This window comes from Fulvivirga maritima, assembly GCF_021389955.1.
GTDB classification, from domain to species: Bacteria; Bacteroidota; Bacteroidia; order Cytophagales; family Cyclobacteriaceae; genus Fulvivirga; species Fulvivirga maritima.
The window spans coordinates 4229151-4248461 of sequence record NZ_CP089980.1 but is presented as its reverse complement, the minus strand read 5'-3'; the positions used below and the strand labels follow the sequence as shown (position 1 = coordinate 4248461).

Annotated in this window: 18 protein-coding genes, 1 pseudogene and 1 riboswitch; all 19 genes and pseudogenes read right to left on the bottom strand. The window is 40.3% G+C overall.

The window, feature by feature from the left end; translation table 11 throughout:
- Nucleotides 1–100: 100 nt before the first annotated feature.
- The 19 genes and pseudogenes from LVD15_RS18035 to LVD15_RS17945 all read right to left on the bottom strand — a co-directional run bounded on the left by LVD15_RS18035 (nucleotide 101) and on the right by LVD15_RS17945 (nucleotide 19276).
- Nucleotides 101–520, bottom strand: a complete 420-nt coding sequence (locus LVD15_RS18035) for a hypothetical protein (RefSeq protein ID WP_233776611.1) — start codon at nucleotides 518–520, stop codon at nucleotides 101–103.
- 228 nt (nucleotides 521–748) lie between these two features.
- Entirely contained in the window at nucleotides 749–1402 is a 654-nt protein-coding gene (gene tenA / locus LVD15_RS18030) for a thiaminase II (protein WP_233776610.1), read from the bottom strand.
- A complete protein-coding gene (gene thiD / locus LVD15_RS18025) occupies nucleotides 1389–2228 on the bottom strand; it encodes a bifunctional hydroxymethylpyrimidine kinase/phosphomethylpyrimidine kinase (RefSeq protein WP_233776609.1) in 840 nt (279 codons plus the stop codon). The genes tenA and thiD overlap by 14 nt, the downstream gene beginning before the upstream one ends.
- Complete coding sequence (gene thiE, locus LVD15_RS18020) at nucleotides 2225–2857, bottom strand: thiamine phosphate synthase (protein ID WP_233776608.1); 633 nt, start codon at nucleotides 2855–2857, stop codon at nucleotides 2225–2227. Before thiE ends, thiD begins: the two co-directional genes overlap by 4 nt.
- Complete coding sequence (thiM, locus tag LVD15_RS18015) at nucleotides 2850–3656, bottom strand: hydroxyethylthiazole kinase (RefSeq protein WP_306416724.1); 807 nt, start codon at nucleotides 3654–3656, stop codon at nucleotides 2850–2852. The genes thiE and thiM overlap by 8 nt, the downstream gene beginning before the upstream one ends.
- A gap of 55 nt (nucleotides 3657–3711) precedes the next feature.
- Nucleotides 3712–3804, bottom strand: a riboswitch (TPP riboswitch).
- Between the two features lie 136 nt (nucleotides 3805–3940).
- Nucleotides 3941–4534 carry an NAD(P)H-dependent oxidoreductase gene (locus tag LVD15_RS18010; RefSeq protein ID WP_233776607.1) on the bottom strand — a complete coding sequence of 198 codons (594 nt, stop codon included), beginning with the start codon at nucleotides 4532–4534 and terminating at the stop codon, nucleotides 3941–3943.
- Between the two features lie 80 nt (nucleotides 4535–4614).
- Nucleotides 4615–5157, bottom strand: coding sequence for a Crp/Fnr family transcriptional regulator (locus tag LVD15_RS18005; RefSeq protein WP_233776606.1), 543 nt, complete (start codon nucleotides 5155–5157; stop codon nucleotides 4615–4617).
- A gap of 561 nt (nucleotides 5158–5718) precedes the next feature.
- Nucleotides 5719–7887 (bottom strand): TerD family protein, encoded by a 2169-nt coding sequence (locus LVD15_RS18000; protein WP_233776605.1) that lies wholly within the window; start codon nucleotides 7885–7887, stop codon nucleotides 5719–5721.
- Between the two features lie 106 nt (nucleotides 7888–7993).
- A complete protein-coding gene (locus LVD15_RS17995) occupies nucleotides 7994–9193 on the bottom strand; it encodes a GTP-binding protein (protein WP_233776604.1) in 1200 nt (399 codons plus the stop codon).
- Nucleotides 9190–9609 carry a MerC domain-containing protein gene (locus tag LVD15_RS17990; protein ID WP_233776603.1) on the bottom strand — a complete coding sequence of 140 codons (420 nt, stop codon included), beginning with the start codon at nucleotides 9607–9609 and terminating at the stop codon, nucleotides 9190–9192. Before LVD15_RS17990 ends, LVD15_RS17995 begins: the two co-directional genes overlap by 4 nt.
- A gap of 159 nt (nucleotides 9610–9768) precedes the next feature.
- A complete protein-coding gene (locus LVD15_RS17985; protein WP_233776602.1) occupies nucleotides 9769–9975 on the bottom strand; it encodes a hypothetical protein in 207 nt (68 codons plus the stop codon).
- A gap of 48 nt (nucleotides 9976–10023) precedes the next feature.
- Entirely contained in the window at nucleotides 10024–11088 is a 1065-nt protein-coding gene (locus LVD15_RS17980; RefSeq protein WP_233776601.1) for an IS110 family RNA-guided transposase, read from the bottom strand.
- 404 nt (nucleotides 11089–11492) lie between these two features.
- Nucleotides 11493–12005 (bottom strand): annotated as a pseudogene (locus tag LVD15_RS17975) (IS3 family transposase); the annotation flags it as partial.
- An 18-nt stretch (nucleotides 12006–12023) separates the two neighbouring features.
- A complete protein-coding gene (locus LVD15_RS17970) occupies nucleotides 12024–13343 on the bottom strand; it encodes an IS1380 family transposase (protein ID WP_233776077.1) in 1320 nt (439 codons plus the stop codon).
- 67 nt (nucleotides 13344–13410) lie between these two features.
- A complete protein-coding gene (locus LVD15_RS17965; protein ID WP_233776600.1) occupies nucleotides 13411–13677 on the bottom strand; it encodes an IS3 family transposase in 267 nt (88 codons plus the stop codon).
- A gap of 95 nt (nucleotides 13678–13772) precedes the next feature.
- Nucleotides 13773–14087 carry a transposase gene (locus tag LVD15_RS17960; protein WP_233776599.1) on the bottom strand — a complete coding sequence of 105 codons (315 nt, stop codon included), beginning with the start codon at nucleotides 14085–14087 and terminating at the stop codon, nucleotides 13773–13775.
- A gap of 103 nt (nucleotides 14088–14190) precedes the next feature.
- Nucleotides 14191–14502, bottom strand: coding sequence for a hypothetical protein (locus tag LVD15_RS17955; protein ID WP_233776598.1), 312 nt, complete (start codon nucleotides 14500–14502; stop codon nucleotides 14191–14193).
- On the bottom strand, nucleotides 14502–15821 hold the full coding sequence (locus LVD15_RS17950) for an IS110 family RNA-guided transposase (RefSeq protein WP_233776597.1): 1320 nt from the start codon (nucleotides 15819–15821) through the stop codon (nucleotides 14502–14504). Before LVD15_RS17950 ends, LVD15_RS17955 begins: the two co-directional genes overlap by 1 nt.
- 515 nt (nucleotides 15822–16336) lie before the next feature.
- Nucleotides 16337–19276 (bottom strand): glycoside hydrolase family 31 protein, encoded by a 2940-nt coding sequence (locus tag LVD15_RS17945; protein WP_233776596.1) that lies wholly within the window; start codon nucleotides 19274–19276, stop codon nucleotides 16337–16339.
- Nucleotides 19277–19311: the final 35 nt, after the last annotated feature.

Genomic DNA, 19311 nt, shown 5'->3' with positions numbered 1-19311 from the left:
TAATTACCATAAATTACCTTCATTGTTTAAACATTCACAGTTATTATGCCTTTATTTCCCTAATAAGTTGGCATTTCATTAGCCCATCTATCCTGCCATTTTAGTTAGAAAGATCAATAACACTCTTAATAGGTCTCTTGGACATATAGGCTACTTTTACCTTCTTATCTTCAGACTTCATTATGTACTCCAATTTATTAGCTGTATGAATATACCCATCAATTTGCTCACGACTAACAATCGTATCACCATTAACGGTATAAGAAAAAACAACATTATATTTATCAACTTTAGGTTCCCGAGGACTATATTTCGTCATATCTGTCCACCCCATACTATAGTCTACAGATATCAACTTTCCTTCTGTCCGGGAATCATACTTTAACAGCTTGAAGTAATTATCAATTAGCGGAGCAAACGATAAAGAAGAAAACAAAATGAGTACTCCTAATATAAGGCCTGCAGAAATCAGCATGCCTTTTAAACCTAACTTATTTTTAGTGGGTTCAACTTGCTTCATTTAAGATGACTGATAAATTTTGAGTGGCCAAATCTATACTTTACCTTCAATTAATTAAAATAAATTATTGATAAAGTAATCAATATCAGAGGTTTTAACTCTCAATATCAAAAGCCTTTCCCTATAGAAAAGGCCTTTTTCTCTTAAGTATTCAGATAAGCTCCCACTCTTAATTGCTAGCTTAATGAAGCGTAAAAGAGGGCAGTTTAATAACTTCCCTCACACCATTTAAACCTCCCAACTATGGAGTTGGTAAGCACTATTCCAGAACATAAACTCTAATCTGCTGGCTGCAATAAAAGCTTCTGTCATCTTTTGTTGCTGTGCTTCAGTGCAGTTTTCAGCCACAGCATCACATATTTCCTTTGCCTTAATCACTAATACTTCAAATTCTTCACCTGCATAGGTATCAATCCATTTCTGATAAGGGTTTTCTTTAGCTAGTTGATTTTTATAAATATAGTTACCCACTTCCTGATAAATCCAAAAGCAGGGCAAAACGGCAGCCATGGCTACTTCCACCTGATCTAAAGCGGATGAACTTTTCAAGAAATTTATATAATGATGGGTGGTGGGCTCTATCTGGCCACGATTCTCCAATCCATATTCTTGAAAATAAGAATCGTGCAGAGCTTTTTCTACCACTATAGCTCCTTCAGCAAAACGAATAAAATCAAGGGCATGATCTACACGCTCCGCCCTTGCAGAGATTAAAGCCAGGCTTCTAGCAAAATTTTCCAGATAGAACGAATCTTGGCCCATATAAAATTGAAATTTTTCTAAAGGAAGCGTTCCGTTTTGGAGCTCCTTAATAAAAGGCATTTCAATAATCTTTTGGTAAATGGGTTCTATCGATTTCCAGGTTTTATCAGTCCATTTCATTTTTTATGAGTTTTTGAGGATTAAAAAAGTGATTTACCGGTCCATTGCCTTTGCCTATCGCCACATCTTTTCCATGATAAATGGCATTATGAATGTATTCTTGCCCTAAGCTGACGGCCTCTAACAAAGATTTGCCTTGTGCCAAATAAGAGGCAATGGCCGATGAAAGCGTACAGCCCGAACCGTGAGTATTATTGGTTTCATACTTTGGGAATTCGAAACTTTCTATACTTCCGTCTGGTAAAAAATAGAGCGAAGTGAGCTTTTCCGTCTTTAAATGTCCTCCTTTCAATAATACTGACTGACAACCCAGTTCCATGATTTTTCTGCCCGCCACTTTCATTTCTTCCACCGTTTCAATCTTCATATCGGCTAAAATGGCAGCTTCATCAAGATTGGGCGTTACTACATTCGCTATAGGAAACAAATTTTTAACAAGGCTTTGTATAGTCTCATCTTCAATTAATTTGTGACCACTGGTAGCCACCATTACAGGATCAAAAACTACAGGCAGATCAGCATAATGGCTTAGCTGATCCACTATTATTTTCACCAATGCTGAAGTATGCACCATCCCAATTTTAACTGCATCAGGAAAAATATCTTCTGTAATGGTTTCTATTTGCTGGCCTACCACCTCTTCAGGAATACTGAATATAGATTTAACGCCAAGTGTGTTTTGAACCGGCAAAGCAGTTAACGCAGAAGTAGCAAAGCAGCCCAACGCAGAAATGGTTTTCATATCTGCTTGAATACCGGCGCCGCCGCTGCCATCAAAGCCGGCTATAGTGAGCACTGAAGGGTATGTATATTTTTTAGAGTTCATGATTTCTCAATTTCGTTTCTTAATTGTTCAGCCGCTTTTGTCGGGTCTTTAGCTGCGCAAATAGCTGAAACTACCGCAATACAATCGGCTCCTGCCTTAATCACTTCCCCGGCGTTTTCTGCATTCATATTTCCGATGGCCACAAGTGGTTTATCGGTCATAGAACGAATGGTACGAATGCCAGATAAGCCCCATTCAATTATGGTATCCGTTTTAGTATTCGTTTTAAATACAGGACTTACTCCCAGGTAATCGGCAGCCTGCGTCTCTAAGGATTCCAGCTGATCTAAGACCTCTACAGAATAACCTAAGCAGTGTACCTGCTCCCATTTTTCACGGATTTCGGTAGGTGGCGCATCTGATGTTCCTACGTGAATGCCATACGCCTCCACCTGCTTGGCTACCTCCAAGTTATCATTAATAATGAGAGGCACTTCATACCGGTCTAAGACTTCTTTTAGCCAAAATGCTTTACGCAGAAATTCTTCTGTTGAAGCGTTTTTCTCCCGAAGCTGTACCACATCTACCCCACCTTTTACTGCTTGCTCGGCAACCTTCAAAAAGTGATCATGTAAACAGGCTTCCTCAGAAATGACCAGATATAATTTATAAGGAAATGAACTAGCCACGCTGCACCTCTATCTTTAAAGTGGAAGTAAATTCTGCTTCTGTGATGTTATATAGCTTATCTAAAATGTTGAGCTGTAAACTTCCGGGTCCTTTACTTTCTTTGGTAGCTAGCTCTCCAGCTACGCCCAATAAAGCCATGGCAGAAGTTACAGCCTCAGCCTTATCTTCAATTACTGCTGAAAAAGCCGCCACCAGAGCAGTAGCAGAGCAACCCATGCCAGTAATTTTGGCCATAAGCGCATTACCATTAGCAAGATGAATCTCCTTTTCGTGGTTAAGAATAATATCCGTTTCACCGGAAATACATACTGTGGTTTGATAATTATCTACTAAAAACTTAGCCGTAGCCACCGCCTCATTACTTTCAGCAGAGCTATCTACCCCTTTAGTGATGGTAGTGTTATGTTTGGCCAGTGCCATAATTTCTGAAGCATTTCCTCGAATAATGGTCGGTTTCATTTGTAGTAACTCAGCCAAGACTTCATCTCTATACGGGGTGGCTCCTGCTCCTACAGGATCAAGCACCCAGGATTTTTGCAGCTGGTTGGCCTGCTGGGCCGCTTTTTTCATGGAGGTAACCCAGTATTCATCTAACGTGCCTATGTTAACCACCAATGCCTGGCAGATCTTCATCATATCTTCCATTTCGGCATGAGCATGAGCCATAATAGGCGAGGCTCCTGCGGCTAATAACGCGTTGGCCGTATTGTTCATTACCACATAATTAGTAATGCTATGAACGAGAGGTGATTGTTGCTTAAGTAGTGTGATATTTTTCCAAAGGAGATCTTTCATCATTTAAGTATTTTACTTTTCATAAATGGCTGAAGGATGAATTCCTCTAGAATAAGAAGAAATAAAAATAACTTTTCCCTACGCCGGTACTAACCGAATCAGGTTCAAAGGGACTCTCTCAATTCTTTATAGAATACCCCCAAAGCCGTTTCAAAGGTAAGGATAATCATATGAAATAAATGCCTTTTTCTGTTATAACTCTGGGTGGTTTCGGTGTGGTGGAGTTATAGTACGAGGGAAACAAGGCTGCCCCCAACCCTCGCACCAATAACCGATGCCTCCATTGCTCAATTCAATTTTGCAAATCTGATTTCCATGTCACTCAGCCACTTTTTCCTTTTCTTATCAGAAACCATCTTTACCATGTTCAAGCTGATCCATTTGCGCTTTTTATAGCCTATTTTCCAAAATGTGCCTAGCATAAATGCTTTTTTTATGGCATTACCGAAAATCCATTTATAAAGCATTTTGGGCGTGTTCATGGTGGTAATAAGGGTAACACTTTTTATTTGTTCAAAAAGGGGTTTCATTCTAGTATTGGCCTTATTAGTATAGTCGTAGGCAACACCCGGGAAAATCACCTTATCTATGAAGCCTTTCGTCATGGCTGGCATCAATTCCCACCATATTGGAAATATGAAAATCAAATGATCTGCTTTTTGTAGCCGATGCTTATATTCAGTTACTTTCGGATCAACAGGCTTTTTATCTCTAAATGCTTTCAAATCTGCTGAAGTCATTACAGGATTGAAATTGTCTTTATCCAAATGTATGAGGTCAATTTCATGATTAGCTGTTTGAAGTCCCTTGGTTACTGCGGTTAAAATTGCGTTACAATAACTTCCCTCATAAGGATGATTAAATATGATTGCTACTCTCATTTTGTTTGTTAATTAAAATTATGCTACAAAATTGAGCAGACAACCGGCCGCCAGACGATAACAATTGTTAAGAAATGATTTTAGCGCCTATTTCTTATTCTACTTAATGAAACAGGAGTTATCCCCAAGTAGGAGGCAATATAATGCTGAGGTATACGTAACAGAATTTCAGGGCGTTCTTTGAGCAATTCCTGATAGCGATTTTCTGGTGAGTCTTTAATTCGAGAGAGAAACAGTTTTTGATAAAAGAATAGCCTTTGTGTCAGGTAATCATCAATTTCCTTTTTTATCCGGGCAGACTGCTCCATAACAAAATGAACATCTTTAATTGAAATACCGTAAATAACACATGGCTCAATACTCTCAATATTGTACAAACTGGCCTGGTGGGTACTGAAACTTTCGATAGAAGAAACAAACTCATTTTCAAAGAAAAATTGAAAGGTAATGTCCTTTCCATTGTTGTTAAACCAACTTCTCACACACCCTTTTTCAATCAGATAAGCTGTCTTTGAAATTTCACCTTCTCGCAACAAAGTAGTCTTAGAAGGGACCTCCTGTCTCTCAAAGAAACGGCTATATTTCTCCCATTCATCCGTTTTATTTAACAACTCTTTATTCATAGGCATTTGCAATAGCACTAATATCTCTATTTTAAAGCTAAACTGCCAATTTCATGATTATCTACCAGCATGATTATTATGAGTGAATTGTGGCAATGTTGAGCTTTCTTCTACAGACTAGCATTTCCCAACTCCCTTATTACTTCTTTCCTCGTAATTACCAGCCTATATGTCATTCGCCTTTTATGCGACTTATAATTCATAAAAAAAGGAAATGACAGCTGTTATAGTGACCAATTTCGAGGCAGGAATCGAACCTGCAAATAGAAGGAAACAGCTGCCTTAGGCCTTTTTATGAACAGGTAAGCAAGGCCATTATAACCTGATGCTCTACCAGCTGAGCTACTTCGCCAGGCAAAGGGTGGACTCGAACCACCGCCCCTCAGTTCCCCGTAAGAAGGAAATGACCTTTAGTCCTGTTTATATTTTGCGGTAAGCGAGTGCTCTATTTTTACCAATAAATTAGAAGGAAGAGCACTCTAATCCGCTTATAATTTCATGGTAAGCGTTATTACTATGATTGGAGTTTAGAAGGAAGTAATAACTAGTCCACGAATAATTTTATATTAACTCTGACAATACCTTTTCTACATCATCTGCATTATAGGTACAGTCTTTCACTCCGAAGGTTACATCAGCCATTTCTGGCTCACCAACCATTTCGGCACCACGATATTCTGCATTTAAGCAGGCCAACGTATACATATCAGGCTTAGTATTAGTGAATTTGCATACCTCACTACATAATAAAGCCACATTGGTTTTTGCGCCTTCTATATTGTTATGCAAATCTTTACCTCCCACAAAGAGGTCAGTCATCACTATTTCCTCATTATCTATGTCTACCACAAAAGGCACTGCATAAGCTCCGGCACCATTAAGATCGAACTTATTGACCACTGTTTTTATATCAAAAGTTTTCACATCTCCATTGGTTTCATGTCTACACATCCAGCCCGCATGGCAATCCATATCTGCAAAGGTATTGCCTGCATAGCGGTATACCTGAGGGGCAAGATATTTCACCTTAGCAGACAAATGCTGCAAGGTAATATCTACAAACTCCGCAGCACCGTAAGGAGCTGATTGTATATCGCCAGAGTGCACTATACCTGCCCCTTTTAGGTTGGTATAGCTCACATGCCCCAGATAGTTCCAAGCGGCATCATACTGAGCTACAGAAAGATCCAGGTCAGTACGCATACCGGCCTCTTTCCAATACACAAAGAGTCTCATCACTTTCGTGAAATCTGCTCCTATCCTACTCCCTCTACCTACGGTGATGATTCCATCAGAAGCTTTTCTTTGCTGCAAAGGCACGGTATAGTTCATTAATTCAGGATCTATCCATACTTTTTTATTTTCCCAAGACTCCTTAGTAATTACCTTCTCCGCTATACCATTATCTATGGCTTCAATCACAGCTCCTGTTTGCTTGGCATCTAATTCCATAAAGGCATTGTTATCCAACACTTTTATTTTGCCCTTCTTATTCACTACTACTCTTTTTTCTGCATCATTAATAGTGTTAAAATAATCCCTCAACACCAGCAAATTCTTCAGCTCCATTTTAGGAACTATTTGTGTAAAAGCCTCTACTATTTCAAAAGTAGACTTAGGAAATCTCCTTAAAATTTCGTGCACTTTTCTTCCAAACACACCAGGTTTCTCTCCCAAATGCTGTAACAGCTCCTCCACTTGGTCTGATAGTAATAAGGCCTCTGTTTTAGACGCAAAAGTTTCTAATTTACCATTGCGCAAAGCATCAAAAGCTTTAGCCGTTAGCGGAAACTGTCTGCTATATTCACCAGGGTGCAAATACCGCCCTATTTCTAACCATAAACCTTTGTATTTTTTGAAGGCTTCGGCCAATCCTGCACTTTTTTCCAGCATAGCCAGCACTTCCTTACGTTGCTTTCTGGATAGCTTAGGAAACTTCACCTTATCAGCCAGGCTCACATCAGTATCAGTAAGTGCTGCGAACATTCTCAATACATCTACGGCATTATTTACCATTTTACCAATAGCTGCGTACTGCTCTTGCTCCCATAAATATTTTAACAAAAAGGCCTTAGTCTCTTTAAAGACCACCTGACGCGAATCTATGGAATCAATTCCAAAATACTCTATTAGTGTTATGAGATCAGCGTGTAACTCCTGCTTTATGGAAGACTTAGCATACAATAATGATTGCAAATAAGCCTCTAATCTGGCTTCAAGTTCATCGTCAAAAATGATTTTAAGCTCTATCCACTCAGTATGGGAATCGCCTTTTTTCCAGGCGTTGGCTGCAAGCGACTTTTCATAAAGTGCCTTAGTCTGCATCTGCGTAACCGGATCTGCCCCAAAGTCATCCAGATTAAAAAGTGATTGAGGTATAACCATACCATTTTCTAACTTTTCTCCAGACTGAAACAAGTCTAACACATTACCTAAATAGCCAAAAACTCTTTTAAAGAAATAAATAGCATCATCAGGCACATTATTAGGAAATCCTTTAAATAAAGGAACGTAAGCAACGTTTCCACCTTTCTTTTGCTTCAGCGCGGTAATAAGATGCTTATAATCTAATAGAAAACCTGCTCCCGCTTCATCCAGCATAGCCGGATTAGATAGCCTGTATCCCATTTTTGCTAACTCGGCAGTAAATACCAACTTTTGCTTAGGCGACCAGCCGTTACCTCTAGGCATGGTCATCAGGTTTAATCGGTTAAGTGCAATAGTTTTCATAATTGTTCCTTTATTTCTTAATGATGATACAAAGCAACAGCACCACTGCGCAGTCTTTTTGCGCAGTGAAAATATTTTTGAAAAATTTTTAAAATATTTTAATGGATCACAGTGGCCATTGGTCTACTAACTGCTTGCCTTCCTTTACGGATTGCTGATCATGGTCATTAATCAGGCATTTAGATAGTTGGGCTGAAATGGCTTGCTCATCTAAATCCTGACCTATAATTACCAGCTCATTCATCCTATCTCCCCATTGTTTATCCCACTTAGCCATAATGACCTCCTGATTTTCCATGTACGCAGGATTCATAGCCCTTTGTTTCAAGGGTACCGAAGCCCACCAGCGGCCATAGAGCTCAGCTTTTAAAGAACCTCCCGCCTGGCTCCACAGAAGGGCGTGGTCAGGTCGGGAGGCCAACCAAAAGAGGCCTTTACTACGAATAATGTTTCCAGGCCAGTTTTTATTAACAAATGCCAGGAACCGCTCCGGATGAAAAGGCTCTGAAGCCCTAAATACAAAAGAAGATATGCCGTATTCTTCTGTTTCAGGGGTATGCTCATTATTCAATTCTTTTATCCAGCCTGCAGATTGCTCTGCCTTTTCATAATCAAAAAGCTTAGTATTAATAATTTCTGACAGTGGCACCTTACCATAACTGGTTCGTAAGAGTCGGGCTTCAGGATTTAGCTTCTTAATCATCCCTTCTAAGAGTTTCAGCTCATCTGGCTCTACTAAGTCTGTTTTATTAAGTAAAATAACATTAGCAAACTCTATCTGATCAGTGAGCAGGTTCACTACAGAGCGCTGATCCTGTGCATCATCAGTCATTTCTCTGTCTACAATCGTATCTGCACTTCCAAAATCATTCAAAAAGTTAAAAGCATCTACTACCGTAACCATGGTATCTAACCGGCTAAATTTGGTAAGATCATACAGCTCATCACCCGTAGCAAAAGAAAAAGTTTGAGCCACAGGTATAGGTTCTGATATACCGGTACTCTCTATTAGCAGGTAATCGAATTTTTTCATTTTGGCAAGCTTCTCTACCTCCACCATCAGGTCTTCCCGCAGTGTACAACAGATACAGCCATTGCTCATTTCTACTAGCTTTTCATCCGTTCTTGAAAGCTTCACTTCATTTTGCACCAGCTGACTGTCTACATTGAGCTCACTCATATCATTTACAATTACTGCTACTCTTAATCCCTCACGGTTATGCAAAATATGGTTGAGCAAAGTGGTTTTTCCTGCTCCCAGAAAACCGCTCAGCACAGTTACTGGTATTTTATTGGCCTTTATCATTTATTGTGTAATTTATTTTGCTTCGAACTATGCGTTGGCTTCACTTCATTTCGTTCGTAATACCAGTTGAGCACATGAGCAATAGCCACCAAAATGGCCCCCGGAGCGGTGATGAACACTTCATGATCATGAAAAAAGGCATGACCAACCAAAATGAATAAAAAGCCAGCAAAAGCAATTATTATCGGTTTGAAATTGCCATGATGATTTCTATAGCCATGAAACAACGCAAAAGCAGCTATTACAAGGCTAACAACAAGAATTGTAAGCTCAATGCCGGGATCATGCATCACCTGCCAGCCCACCCAAGGCGATAGGCTAAGAATTATAGGCAAAGCCAAGCAGTGTATCACACATAAAAATGAAGCACTAAACCCCAAAAAATCCCAGTGAACCCCTACGAAACTATTTTTCATGTCTTCTTTCTTTAATGCAACAACAGTGCAAATATAAAGACTAAAACTATAAATGCAGCATAGTTGCATTTATAGTTTTAGTGAAGTTGTTTTTTAATAGTATTCAAGGCTGATCGGAAGAAAGTCTATCCTTCGAGGGCCTACCAATGACGTAATACACTAAATAGGTATTTGTTCAAGCTCATAACCTAATTCTTTAGCTGTTTTTACTAGCCATCTTTCCCTATGGAGCTGCATTTTTTCTTCATATGCTTTGATGCCCCGTTCTGTGTAATCAAGCCCTTTTACCATAAGCCGCCAGTAGAGTACGGCCAGTTTTCGGGCGGTAGCTTTAGTGGCTATGCCTGGACCTCTTTTGCTTTTCAATCTACGCCCAAAAGCTCCCAGTGCTATCTTTTTGCTTTCTATTAAACTTTAGGCTATTTGTCTGAATATTTGTCCTGCCTTTGGCCTGTACTTTCTGTTTCTGGTTTTATTTTTCTTGCCAGACTGGTGTTGACCTGGAGATAATCCTAGCCATGAAGTGAAGTGTTTCTCGCTGGGCCACTTACAAAGTTCCATGCCTATTTCAGAATACAATTGTAGCCAGGTATAATCGGTAATACCCGGTAAACACGTAGCATCTTTGCCTGAAAAGATTTTGAGCAGGTGTCCTCCTAAGTGGTCTATATCAGGTTTATTATGTCTAACAGGTTTTCGATCTTTGACAGAATCTATTTCATTTTTGCTTTCCATATCTGAATCGTAGTTATTGAACCGCTTCATGACTTCTTCCAGTTTTTGGTCACATGCCAGTATTTGTTGTTTATAAAATTTGTAACCACCGTATGCCTGTCCCAAAGCAAATAACCCTGACTCGGTATAATAGCCTGAAAGTGCCTTGATGACTTGAGAGGCTTTCTTTTCTCTAATACTGCTATGGCACAGGGATAAGAGCTTTTGGGCATCACGTTCCCCTGCCAGGATGGCTTCTATGATCGCCAGACCACTGGCGCCATGTATCTGACTGAGCACTTCTTTGAGCCGGATGTTCATCTCTATTAGCGCCTTTTGCATGTGGTTTACATGCATAGAGGCTGTTCTGAGATGATCTTCTCGCAACCGCTGGTAAGCACGAACTTCCTTCACTTGTGCATCGGGAACAAAACAGCGATTCAATAAGCCATGACTATGAAGTTGCTGAATCCATTGACAGTCCTTTACATCAGTCTTTCGACCTGGTACTTGTCTTGTCTGGCGCCCATCTACTAACCAGACATCTAAACCTGCTGATTCTAGGATCTCATAAAGGATGATCCAGTAAACGCCGGTGGCTTCCATGGCCACTGTCTCGATCCCCTCTGATAATAAATAACACGATGCCTCTTTAAAACTTTCAGTGAAAGTCTCAAAAACACGAACATCCTTGTTTTCCACGGATACGAAAATGTGCTTGGCTCCTATATCTATGCCTGCAGCATTTGCTCTCATCTTTTTCATGACTAATATTCTAAAAGTTAAACAAAGACCTGTAGGATGAAATATTGTACACGACAGACTACCAATCGGACATTCCTATAAAAACAAGGAAGTACCATACTTTGTGACTCCTTTCTATCCAACCATGCTCAGGGACAGGCAAATTGCACTATGCCAGGTTCGGCTATATTGTACAGGCCACTTCTATTCTTAACGTCATTTCTTTTTGTGCGGTTGAAACAAATGTTAGGTCTCAGGATGACTTTACGTAGGTAATAAGACAATAACCACGGTCAAGCTGAGGCGCTCGAAGCTGAGGCCGGATTTATGGAAACTGGCTAATATTTTCAAAGGATTACGCTTTGTAATAAGCAATAACTCATCTACGTCCAGTATGGATTTGCAACAAAAAACTGGACAATAAGTTAAGCACATTTTGAATAGTTATGGTTATTAAATTGTTCAGGCGTCTTATATCCTAAGTGCGAATGTTTTCTTTTTCTATTATACCATATTTCTATAAATTCGAACAGGTCATTCTTGGCCTGAAGAATACTATAGAAATTGGTATGTTTGACCAGTTCTGACTTCAGTATCTTAAAGAAGTTTTCTGCCACAGCATTATCCCAGCAATTACCTTTTCTACTCATGCTTTGTTGTATACCCTTACTTTTGAGGTGATCTGAAAAAGAATAGGTGGCATACTGCACTCCCCGGTCGGAATGAAATATTAATTGGTTTGTTATTGGCCTATTAATTAAAGCCATTCTCCAGGCTGGCCATATTGTATCATGGCACGCCATAGACCTACTCAATGACCATCCTATAATCTTTCGATCGTACAAATCCATAATGATGGTTAAATACATCCAACCTTGACCAGTGGGGATGTATGTAATATCAGAGACCCATTTATGCCCCGGAAGGTTTGCCTGAAAATCTCTGTTTAACCCGGATTATTCATTAGAATAATCAAAAGGAGGACTAGTAGACGATATGTTCAAGAATATTCCCTCCATCCAGGGTCTTCTTTTGGAGGGTAATGAGATTTTTAAAACCTTTTTATTAGCATGGTTTGCTGTCCAGGCTCCTAATGCAAAGCAATAGGATCTGAGGGTTGATAGGGTTGCTTTTCGATGATGGTTCAACGCAAAATGCCTGAATAAACTCATCAAATTGTAAGCCACCATGATAAAGCGAAAGGAGGCTTCTGTTGCCCAAAAATCTTGTAAACAAAAATTTTCAAGCCCAAAATCTTGTTTCAATTCCTTAATTCTGTTCTCACAATCGGCGCGGGTGTTGTACATGTTCCAAATCTGATCCAGAGGTAAATCCATATTGGTCACATAGCAACTATATCGATAGCCAGGCTGATCTTCAAAAAGTTCCTTGCCTCCTGCATGTGGCCTGATGTCAACTTGCTTTTTTACAATAATGTATCGTCTTGGCTTACCGTTTTCATGACTGAAAACCATCTCGTTCAGCTCTATTCCCTTTGCCAGTTTGACCCAATCTTTAAGCCCCCAAACTTCGCTTTTTACATTGGGGTACATGCGTACAGCCATAATGTAATTGAGGAGTTCTTCATCTAGATATGACATGATTTCTTCGTTGTAAAAACCACTATCGGCCCTTACCAGACCTACTTTTTGTCCTGCCAAGGCGTGCTTAAAGGTTTCTTCCATGAACTCCCTGCAACTACTACTGGCCGCTGTGTTGCCTGGCCTGAGCCATGCATTGGCCACCATTCTGGTTTGACTCACAAAGGCCATCAAGGGGTGATGTGAATTTCTCCCTCTTTTGTTGGGGTTATAACCTTTACTACTCCCTTGTTGATCTCCATATCGAGTGATCACAGTACTATCAAAATCAATGGTGAGTGCTCCTAAACGGAGCTGGTCAAAGAACCATTGTTGAAGCTCTGGAAATACTTCGTTGTTTAGGGATTGAGAGAATTTTCCAAAAAAACGACTGTAGGTACTTTGGCTAGGCATACCATCCCATCCAAAAATTGACTGTAAAACAGTATCATATCTCAACCAGTCACAATGGATGTATCTACTAGCCCCTGTCCAGATACTCAGCCAAAAACTCTCTACGATTTGCTTGGGGTCATACCCTCGGTTAGAACCAGGAGATGGAAGTGCCAGTTCGGCTAATTTTTCTCGTATCCCTACCTGATCGATAAATCGTTTCATTAAACTCATCCCTCCAAAGGGTGTCACTGGCTTGGAGGAATATTCAATGGGTAAAGACCCTATATTTTGAGTAACCATTCTGGTGATTTTTATACCTCATCAAAATCGATCTTTTTACACAATTATCGAAGGATTTTCTAAACTTTTAGTTTTCTAATGCATAATCAGGGTTTAATAGGTTTTTAGCTACTGGATAGTTGTGTCTTGATTGGGTGGTAGTTCCTCTGAACTTTCTGCAAATAATACTTCTAATGCCCTGGTTACGCATGATCCTGGCCACTCTGGGGCGAGAGATACGCCAACCCAGGTCTCGTAACTCCTCGGTGATCTTCGGGCTACCATACCTTCCTCTGCTATTGCTGTGTATAGTCCTGATATATGCGGATACCTTTTCATTCTCCAACTTTCTCATTGATGGCCTTCTGTTGCTCCAATTATAGAAACCACTTCTACTGACTTTAAGTACTTTACACATCCTCTCAACACCAAATCTGTGGTTGTATTCCTTTATGAACCGGAATATTTGTTGTCTCCCTTGGAGAAGATGCTTACTGCCTTTTTTAAAATATCCCTTTCTAGTTGGGCTTCACGCAGTTCTCGTTTTAAACGGGCTATCTCCTTTTGTTCTGAGGTTAAATTCTGATTACCATGACCTGAAAAACTACCTTCTTTGTACTCATTGTATTCACGTTTCCATCGGGTAACCAGCTCAGTCCTTAAACCAAGCTCATCAGCTACTTCTCTTGTACTTTTTCCTGACAGGCACAGGTTCACTGCTATCTGTTTAAACTCCTTGTCAAACTCTCTTCTTGCTCTTTTCATATTTAGTAAATTTAACTCAAAAGCGCTTAACTTACTGTCCAATCAAATGTAGCAGGTCCAGTAGAAAGTCTATCCTTCGAGAACCTACCAATGACGTAATACACTAAATAGGTATTTGTTCAAGCTCATAACCTAATTCTTTAGCTGTTTTTACTAGCCATCTTTCTCTATGGAGCTGCATTTTTTCTTCATATGCTTTGATGCCCCGTTCTGTATAATCAAGCCCTTTTACCATAAGCCGCCAGTAGAGTACGGCCAGTTTTCGGGCGGTAGCTTTAGTGGCTATGCCTGGACCTCTTTTGCTTTTCAATCTACGCCCAAAAGCTCCCAGTGCTATCTTTTTGCTTTCTATTAAACTTTGGGCTATTTGTCTGAATATTTGTCCTGCCTTTGGCCTACCAATGACGTAATACACTAAATAGGTATTTGTTCAAGCTCATAACCTAATTCTTTAGCTGTTTTTACTAGCCATCTTTCTCTATGGAGCTGCATTTTTTCTTCATATGCTTTGATGCCCCGTTCTGTATAATCAAGCCCTTTTACCATAAGCCGCCAGTAGAGTACGGCCAGTTTTCGGGCGGTAGCTTTAGTGGCTATGCCTGGACCTCTTTTGCTTTTCAATCTACGCCCAAAAGCTCCCAGTGCTATCTTTTTGCTTTCTATTAAACTTTGGGCTATTTGTCTGAATATTTGTCCTGCCTTTGGCCTGTACTTTCTGTTTCTGGTTTTATTTTTCTTGCCAGACTGGTGTTGACCTGGAGATAATCCTAGCCATGAAGTGAAATGTTTCTCACTGGGCCACTTACAAAGTTCCATGCCTATTTCAGAATACAATTGTAGCCAGGTATAATCGGTAATACCCGGCAAACACGTAGCATCTTTGCCTGAAAAGATTTTCAGCAGGTGTCCTCCTAAGTGGTCTATATCAGGTTTATTATGTCTAACAGGTTTTCGATCTTTAACAGAATCTATTTCATTTTTGCTTTCCATATCTGAATCGTAGTTATTGAACCGCTTCATGACTTCTTCCAGTTTTTGGTCACATGCCAGTATTTGTTGTTTATAAAATTTGTAACCACTGTATGCCTGTCCCAAAGCAAATAACCCTGACTCGGTATAATAGCCTGAAAGTGCCTTGATGACTTGAGAGGCTTTCTTTTCTCTAATACTGCTATGGCACAGGGATAAGAGCTTTTGGGCATCACGTTCCCCTGCCAGGATGGCTTCTATGATCGCCAGACCACTGGCGCCATGTATCTGACTGAGCACTTCTTTGAGCCGGATGTTCATCTCTATTAGCGCCTTTTGCATGTGGTTTACATGCATAGAGGCTGTTCTGAGATGATCTTCTCGCAACCGCTGGTAAGCACGAACTTCCTTCACTTGTGCATCGGGAACAAAACAGCGATTCAATAAGCCATGACTATGAAGTTGCTGAATCCATTGACAGTCCTTTACATCAGTCTTTCGACCTGGTACTTGTCTTGTCTGGCGCCCATCTACTAACCAGACATCTAAACCTGCTGATTCTAGGATCTCATAAAGGATGATCCAGTAAACGCCGGTGGCTTCCATGGCCACTGTCTCGATCCCCTCTGATAATAAATAACACGATGCCTCTTTAAAACTTTCAGTGAAAGTCTCAAAAACACGAACATCCTTGTTTTCCACGGATACGAAAATGTGCTTGGCTCCTATATCTATGCCTGCAGCATTTGCTCTCATCTTTTTCATGACTAATATTCTAAAAGTTAAACAAAGACCTGTAGGATGAAATATTGTACACGACAGACTACCAATCGGACATTCCTATAAAAACAAGGAAGTACCATACTTTGTGACTCCTTTCTATCCAACCATGCTCAGGGACAGGCAAATTGCACTATGCCAGGTTCGGCTATATTGTACAGGCCACTTCTATTCTTAACGTCATTTCTTTTTGTGCGGTTGAAACAAATGTTAGGTCTCAGGATGACTTTGGGTAGGTGATAATACAATAAATCAGGTCAAGCTGAGGATCTCGATGCTTAGGCCGGGTTTATGGAAACTGACTTGCATTGTCAAAGGTTTGCGCTTTGTCATAGGCATTAACTCATCTCCGGCCAGCAGAAAGTCTATCCTTCGAGGGCCTCAGGATGACTTTGGGTAGGTGATAAAATTCCTTCTACATTAAAAAAGGGAGACTAGACCATCTCCCTTTCTTCAATAACTGCTTTAATAACTGCTTATGCAGCATCCTTTAATAACGATCAGTAGTTAATCCTCACCAGCAAATTGGCATCATTATCAGGAACATTAACAAGTGTTCTCTCATTGGCTTGATCATAGAACCACGCTCCTGCTTTTGCTTCACTAAGCGCTGATTCAGACTGAACCTGCTCTAAGCTCGCATCGTTCACCAGCACTTCTGATGGTGAAGCCAGGTTGCCTAGCAAATTAATGATAAAGTAAGGCTCTGCCGGTGTGTATTTATCATAAGATCTCTGAAATTGGATCTCTTTGTAACCATCTCCATTAATATTAGAAATTTGAGTTACTCTGTACTCGCCTTTTTCTTCGGCATTCATGGTAGTTTTATCATCTTGATAGAGCTGATAAGTGCTTTCCTTTCCTGGATAAACAAAGAAGGTGAGCGGGTTGACTGGCTTTTCGCCTACGTATTGCTCAAGCTCCCTTACTGGTAAAATTGCTCCTTCTCTAATATAAACGGGCACCAAATCGAGCGTTACATACCAATTATAAGTACTTCCGCCAGCCGTTGGTTGCGGTAATTTTCCTCCATTAATATCAAAAACATACCAATTACAGCCAGCAGGCAAATACACCTCCTTATTCCAATCTTGCGAAACTACTGGTGCTACCAGCAGGTTTTTTCCTACAAAAAATTGATCATCAGCATAAGAAAAAACTTCCGGATCATTCACCTCATTTAAGAACAGAGCCCGGCAAATAGGCATGCCCGTCTGCGTGCTTTCATACATAGCATCATAAAACAGCTGCAGCAGCTGATAACGCATGTTAATATATTTAGCACAATTCTCCGGCACGGGTGAGCCATAGCGATAAGGCTCTTGAAAAGTCTTAGTATAACCATCATAATGATTTCGATACCAGGGTAAAAACGCTCCGGCGGTCATCCATCTGGTAAAGAGCTCATAGTTAGTAACGCCTCCTTCTTCACTACCAGAACCATTTGCAAAACCGCCTATATCACAGCCAGAAATAGGCAAACCGGAAAGACCTACATTTAAAACCTCCGGGATATTAATGGCTAGGAAGTCCCAGCTGGAAGATGAATCACCCGTCCAAATACCAGCATAGCGATGTACGCCAGCAAAGCCTCCTCGAGAAATAATGAAATTTCGCTTATTATAATTATACAATGGCTTGCCATCAGGGCCTTTTTTATATTCCTTGCTCAATTTCAGCTTTTTAATCCCTTGATAGGTAGCCTGCACCAGATTAAGAGAAAAGGCATTATGTATTTTAGCGTTGGGCTGATACATCTCCGTCACCTTATCATACATCATCAGATCTAGCGGCAGGGTTTTATCTTCATTATGATTATCTTCATTAGGCACTAAAGCCGGACAAGTCATGTCTTGCCAGATCATATCTAAGCCCATGGTCAGCAGATAATCATACTGGTCCCCCCACCATTCCTGAATATCGGGCTGTCCCAAATCACAATAAAAACCATATGTACCCAGCTCATTAGTGCCTTCTGGCTGGGCTGGCGTTGGGTATTTAAAAGGATTAAGGCCTGTGTCTATTCCATAGCTTTCGTTGGCCAGAAATATCTCAGGGCTCGGCGCCTGATTGGCCCTGGTGTTATAAATAAATGGCTTTACCTTCACCCCATCTTTATAAGTAGAATAAGGAGCATTATTAGGGTTCAGATTCAAAACCCCGTCTCGGGTAGGATACGGTGTTTTGCTATTTCCATTTTCATCTAACGGATTGGCAGTAATGATACCGGTAATATTAGTACTGCACTTAAAGCCCATTTCATGCAGCTGATCAAACATCTCCTGCACGTTAGGAAATTTGTTTTCGCTATTAGTAAAGGTTCTATAGTTATTCTGAAAATCTACATCAATATGCAACCCATCTATGGGAATTTTGGCTGCCCGATAAGCCTGGGCTACACTGGTAAGAATCCACCGATCGTAATAGCCATAGCAGCCCTGCTGATAGCCCAACGCATACATGGGCGGCATGGCGGCTCTGCCAGTAAGCTCAGAATACTGGTTAATAACATCAGCAATCACATTAGCACTATCACTCTCTTGCCCTACCATGAGATAATAATCTAACTCACCATATAAAGCTCCAAAATAATACTTACCATCCATATCAGAATAGTCATTGGAACCCAGGTTAAAATATGTTTGAGAAACATTATCTAAATAAACACCATAGGCATACTCTACTGACTGTTGGCCTTTGCCTACTGCCAGGCAAAAAGGCATGGAATTATACAATGGAGAACTAGGATTTAGTGGCCCTCCTTCATTTCCGGCTGGCACCAGCCTGCTACCATCTGCTGCGGTATTATTGTAAGTGAAGTTATCATAATTAAAAAATGTGAGTGTAAACTCCTTCTTATCCAGCTGACTACCGGCCTTTTCTCCAAAGCCAAAATAAGACTCCGTTTCAGGTGATTTTTTAAGATTCGCAACAGCCTGATTACTAAAAACCAAATTCTTAGAATAAGTATCTTCGGTAATCACCTTTCCATCTTTTTGAACAGAAATACCGTAAGGATCCAAACCAATAAGTACCTGTAGTGCTCCCGTATCAATTTTCAGGGTGCCACCATCATCTGGCAGTTCTTCTACCTTTATCTTCACCTTGCCTAAGTTTCTATTCACCACAGCATAGGAGTTATCACTGCTATAGTTTGGATTAACCACAGGTTTAAACCTTACTCTAATAGCCAGAGGTGATAAAAATGAGACTTTCACCTGATAGCCCTGAGCATTAGTAAGCAAAATATCATTACCATTTTGCGTATAGCTGACTTTGCCTATAATATTCCATCCATCCACATTAGGTTGAAATTCATTGACTTGTACAAAAGAGAAGTTCTCCTGCATTTGTACCACATTTTCAGTAAGCGTTTTGGTAAGCTTGGGGTCTACATGCCCATTACCCTGTAATTGTTTTTCTTTAATTTTTACAGCCATGATTATGTTTGGTTAGTTGAAAATTGAGGGTGAAT

Excerpts from the sequence above, each read along its gene's own strand:
- LVD15_RS18035 (WP_233776611.1), bottom strand. The coding sequence starts at position 520 with ATGAAGCAAGTTGAACCCACTAAAAATAAGTTAGGTTTAAAAGGCATG.
- tenA (WP_233776610.1), bottom strand. The coding sequence starts at position 1,402 with ATGAAATGGACTGATAAAACCTGGAAATCGATAGAACCCATTTACCAA.
- thiD (WP_233776609.1), bottom strand. The coding sequence starts at position 2,228 with ATGAACTCTAAAAAATATACATACCCTTCAGTGCTCACTATAGCCGGC.
- thiM (WP_306416724.1), bottom strand. The coding sequence starts at position 3,656 with ATGATGAAAGATCTCCTTTGGAAAAATATCACACTACTTAAGCAACAA.
- LVD15_RS18010 (WP_233776607.1), bottom strand. The coding sequence starts at position 4,534 with ATGAGAGTAGCAATCATATTTAATCATCCTTATGAGGGAAGTTATTGT.
- LVD15_RS18005 (WP_233776606.1), bottom strand. The coding sequence starts at position 5,157 with ATGAATAAAGAGTTGTTAAATAAAACGGATGAATGGGAGAAATATAGC.
- LVD15_RS18000 (WP_233776605.1), bottom strand. The coding sequence starts at position 7,887 with ATGAAAACTATTGCACTTAACCGATTAAACCTGATGACCATGCCTAGA.
- LVD15_RS17995 (WP_233776604.1), bottom strand. The coding sequence starts at position 9,193 with ATGATAAAGGCCAATAAAATACCAGTAACTGTGCTGAGCGGTTTTCTG.
- LVD15_RS17990 (WP_233776603.1), bottom strand. The coding sequence starts at position 9,609 with ATGAAAAATAGTTTCGTAGGGGTTCACTGGGATTTTTTGGGGTTTAGT.
- LVD15_RS17980 (WP_233776601.1), bottom strand. The coding sequence starts at position 11,088 with ATGAAAAAGATGAGAGCAAATGCTGCAGGCATAGATATAGGAGCCAAG.
- LVD15_RS17970 (WP_233776077.1), bottom strand. The coding sequence starts at position 13,343 with ATGGTTACTCAAAATATAGGGTCTTTACCCATTGAATATTCCTCCAAG.
- LVD15_RS17965 (WP_233776600.1), bottom strand. The coding sequence starts at position 13,677 with ATGAGAAAGTTGGAGAATGAAAAGGTATCCGCATATATCAGGACTATA.
- LVD15_RS17960 (WP_233776599.1), bottom strand. The coding sequence starts at position 14,087 with ATGAAAAGAGCAAGAAGAGAGTTTGACAAGGAGTTTAAACAGATAGCA.
- LVD15_RS17950 (WP_233776597.1), bottom strand. The coding sequence starts at position 15,821 with ATGAAAAAGATGAGAGCAAATGCTGCAGGCATAGATATAGGAGCCAAG.
- LVD15_RS17945 (WP_233776596.1), bottom strand. The coding sequence starts at position 19,276 with ATGGCTGTAAAAATTAAAGAAAAACAATTACAGGGTAATGGGCATGTA.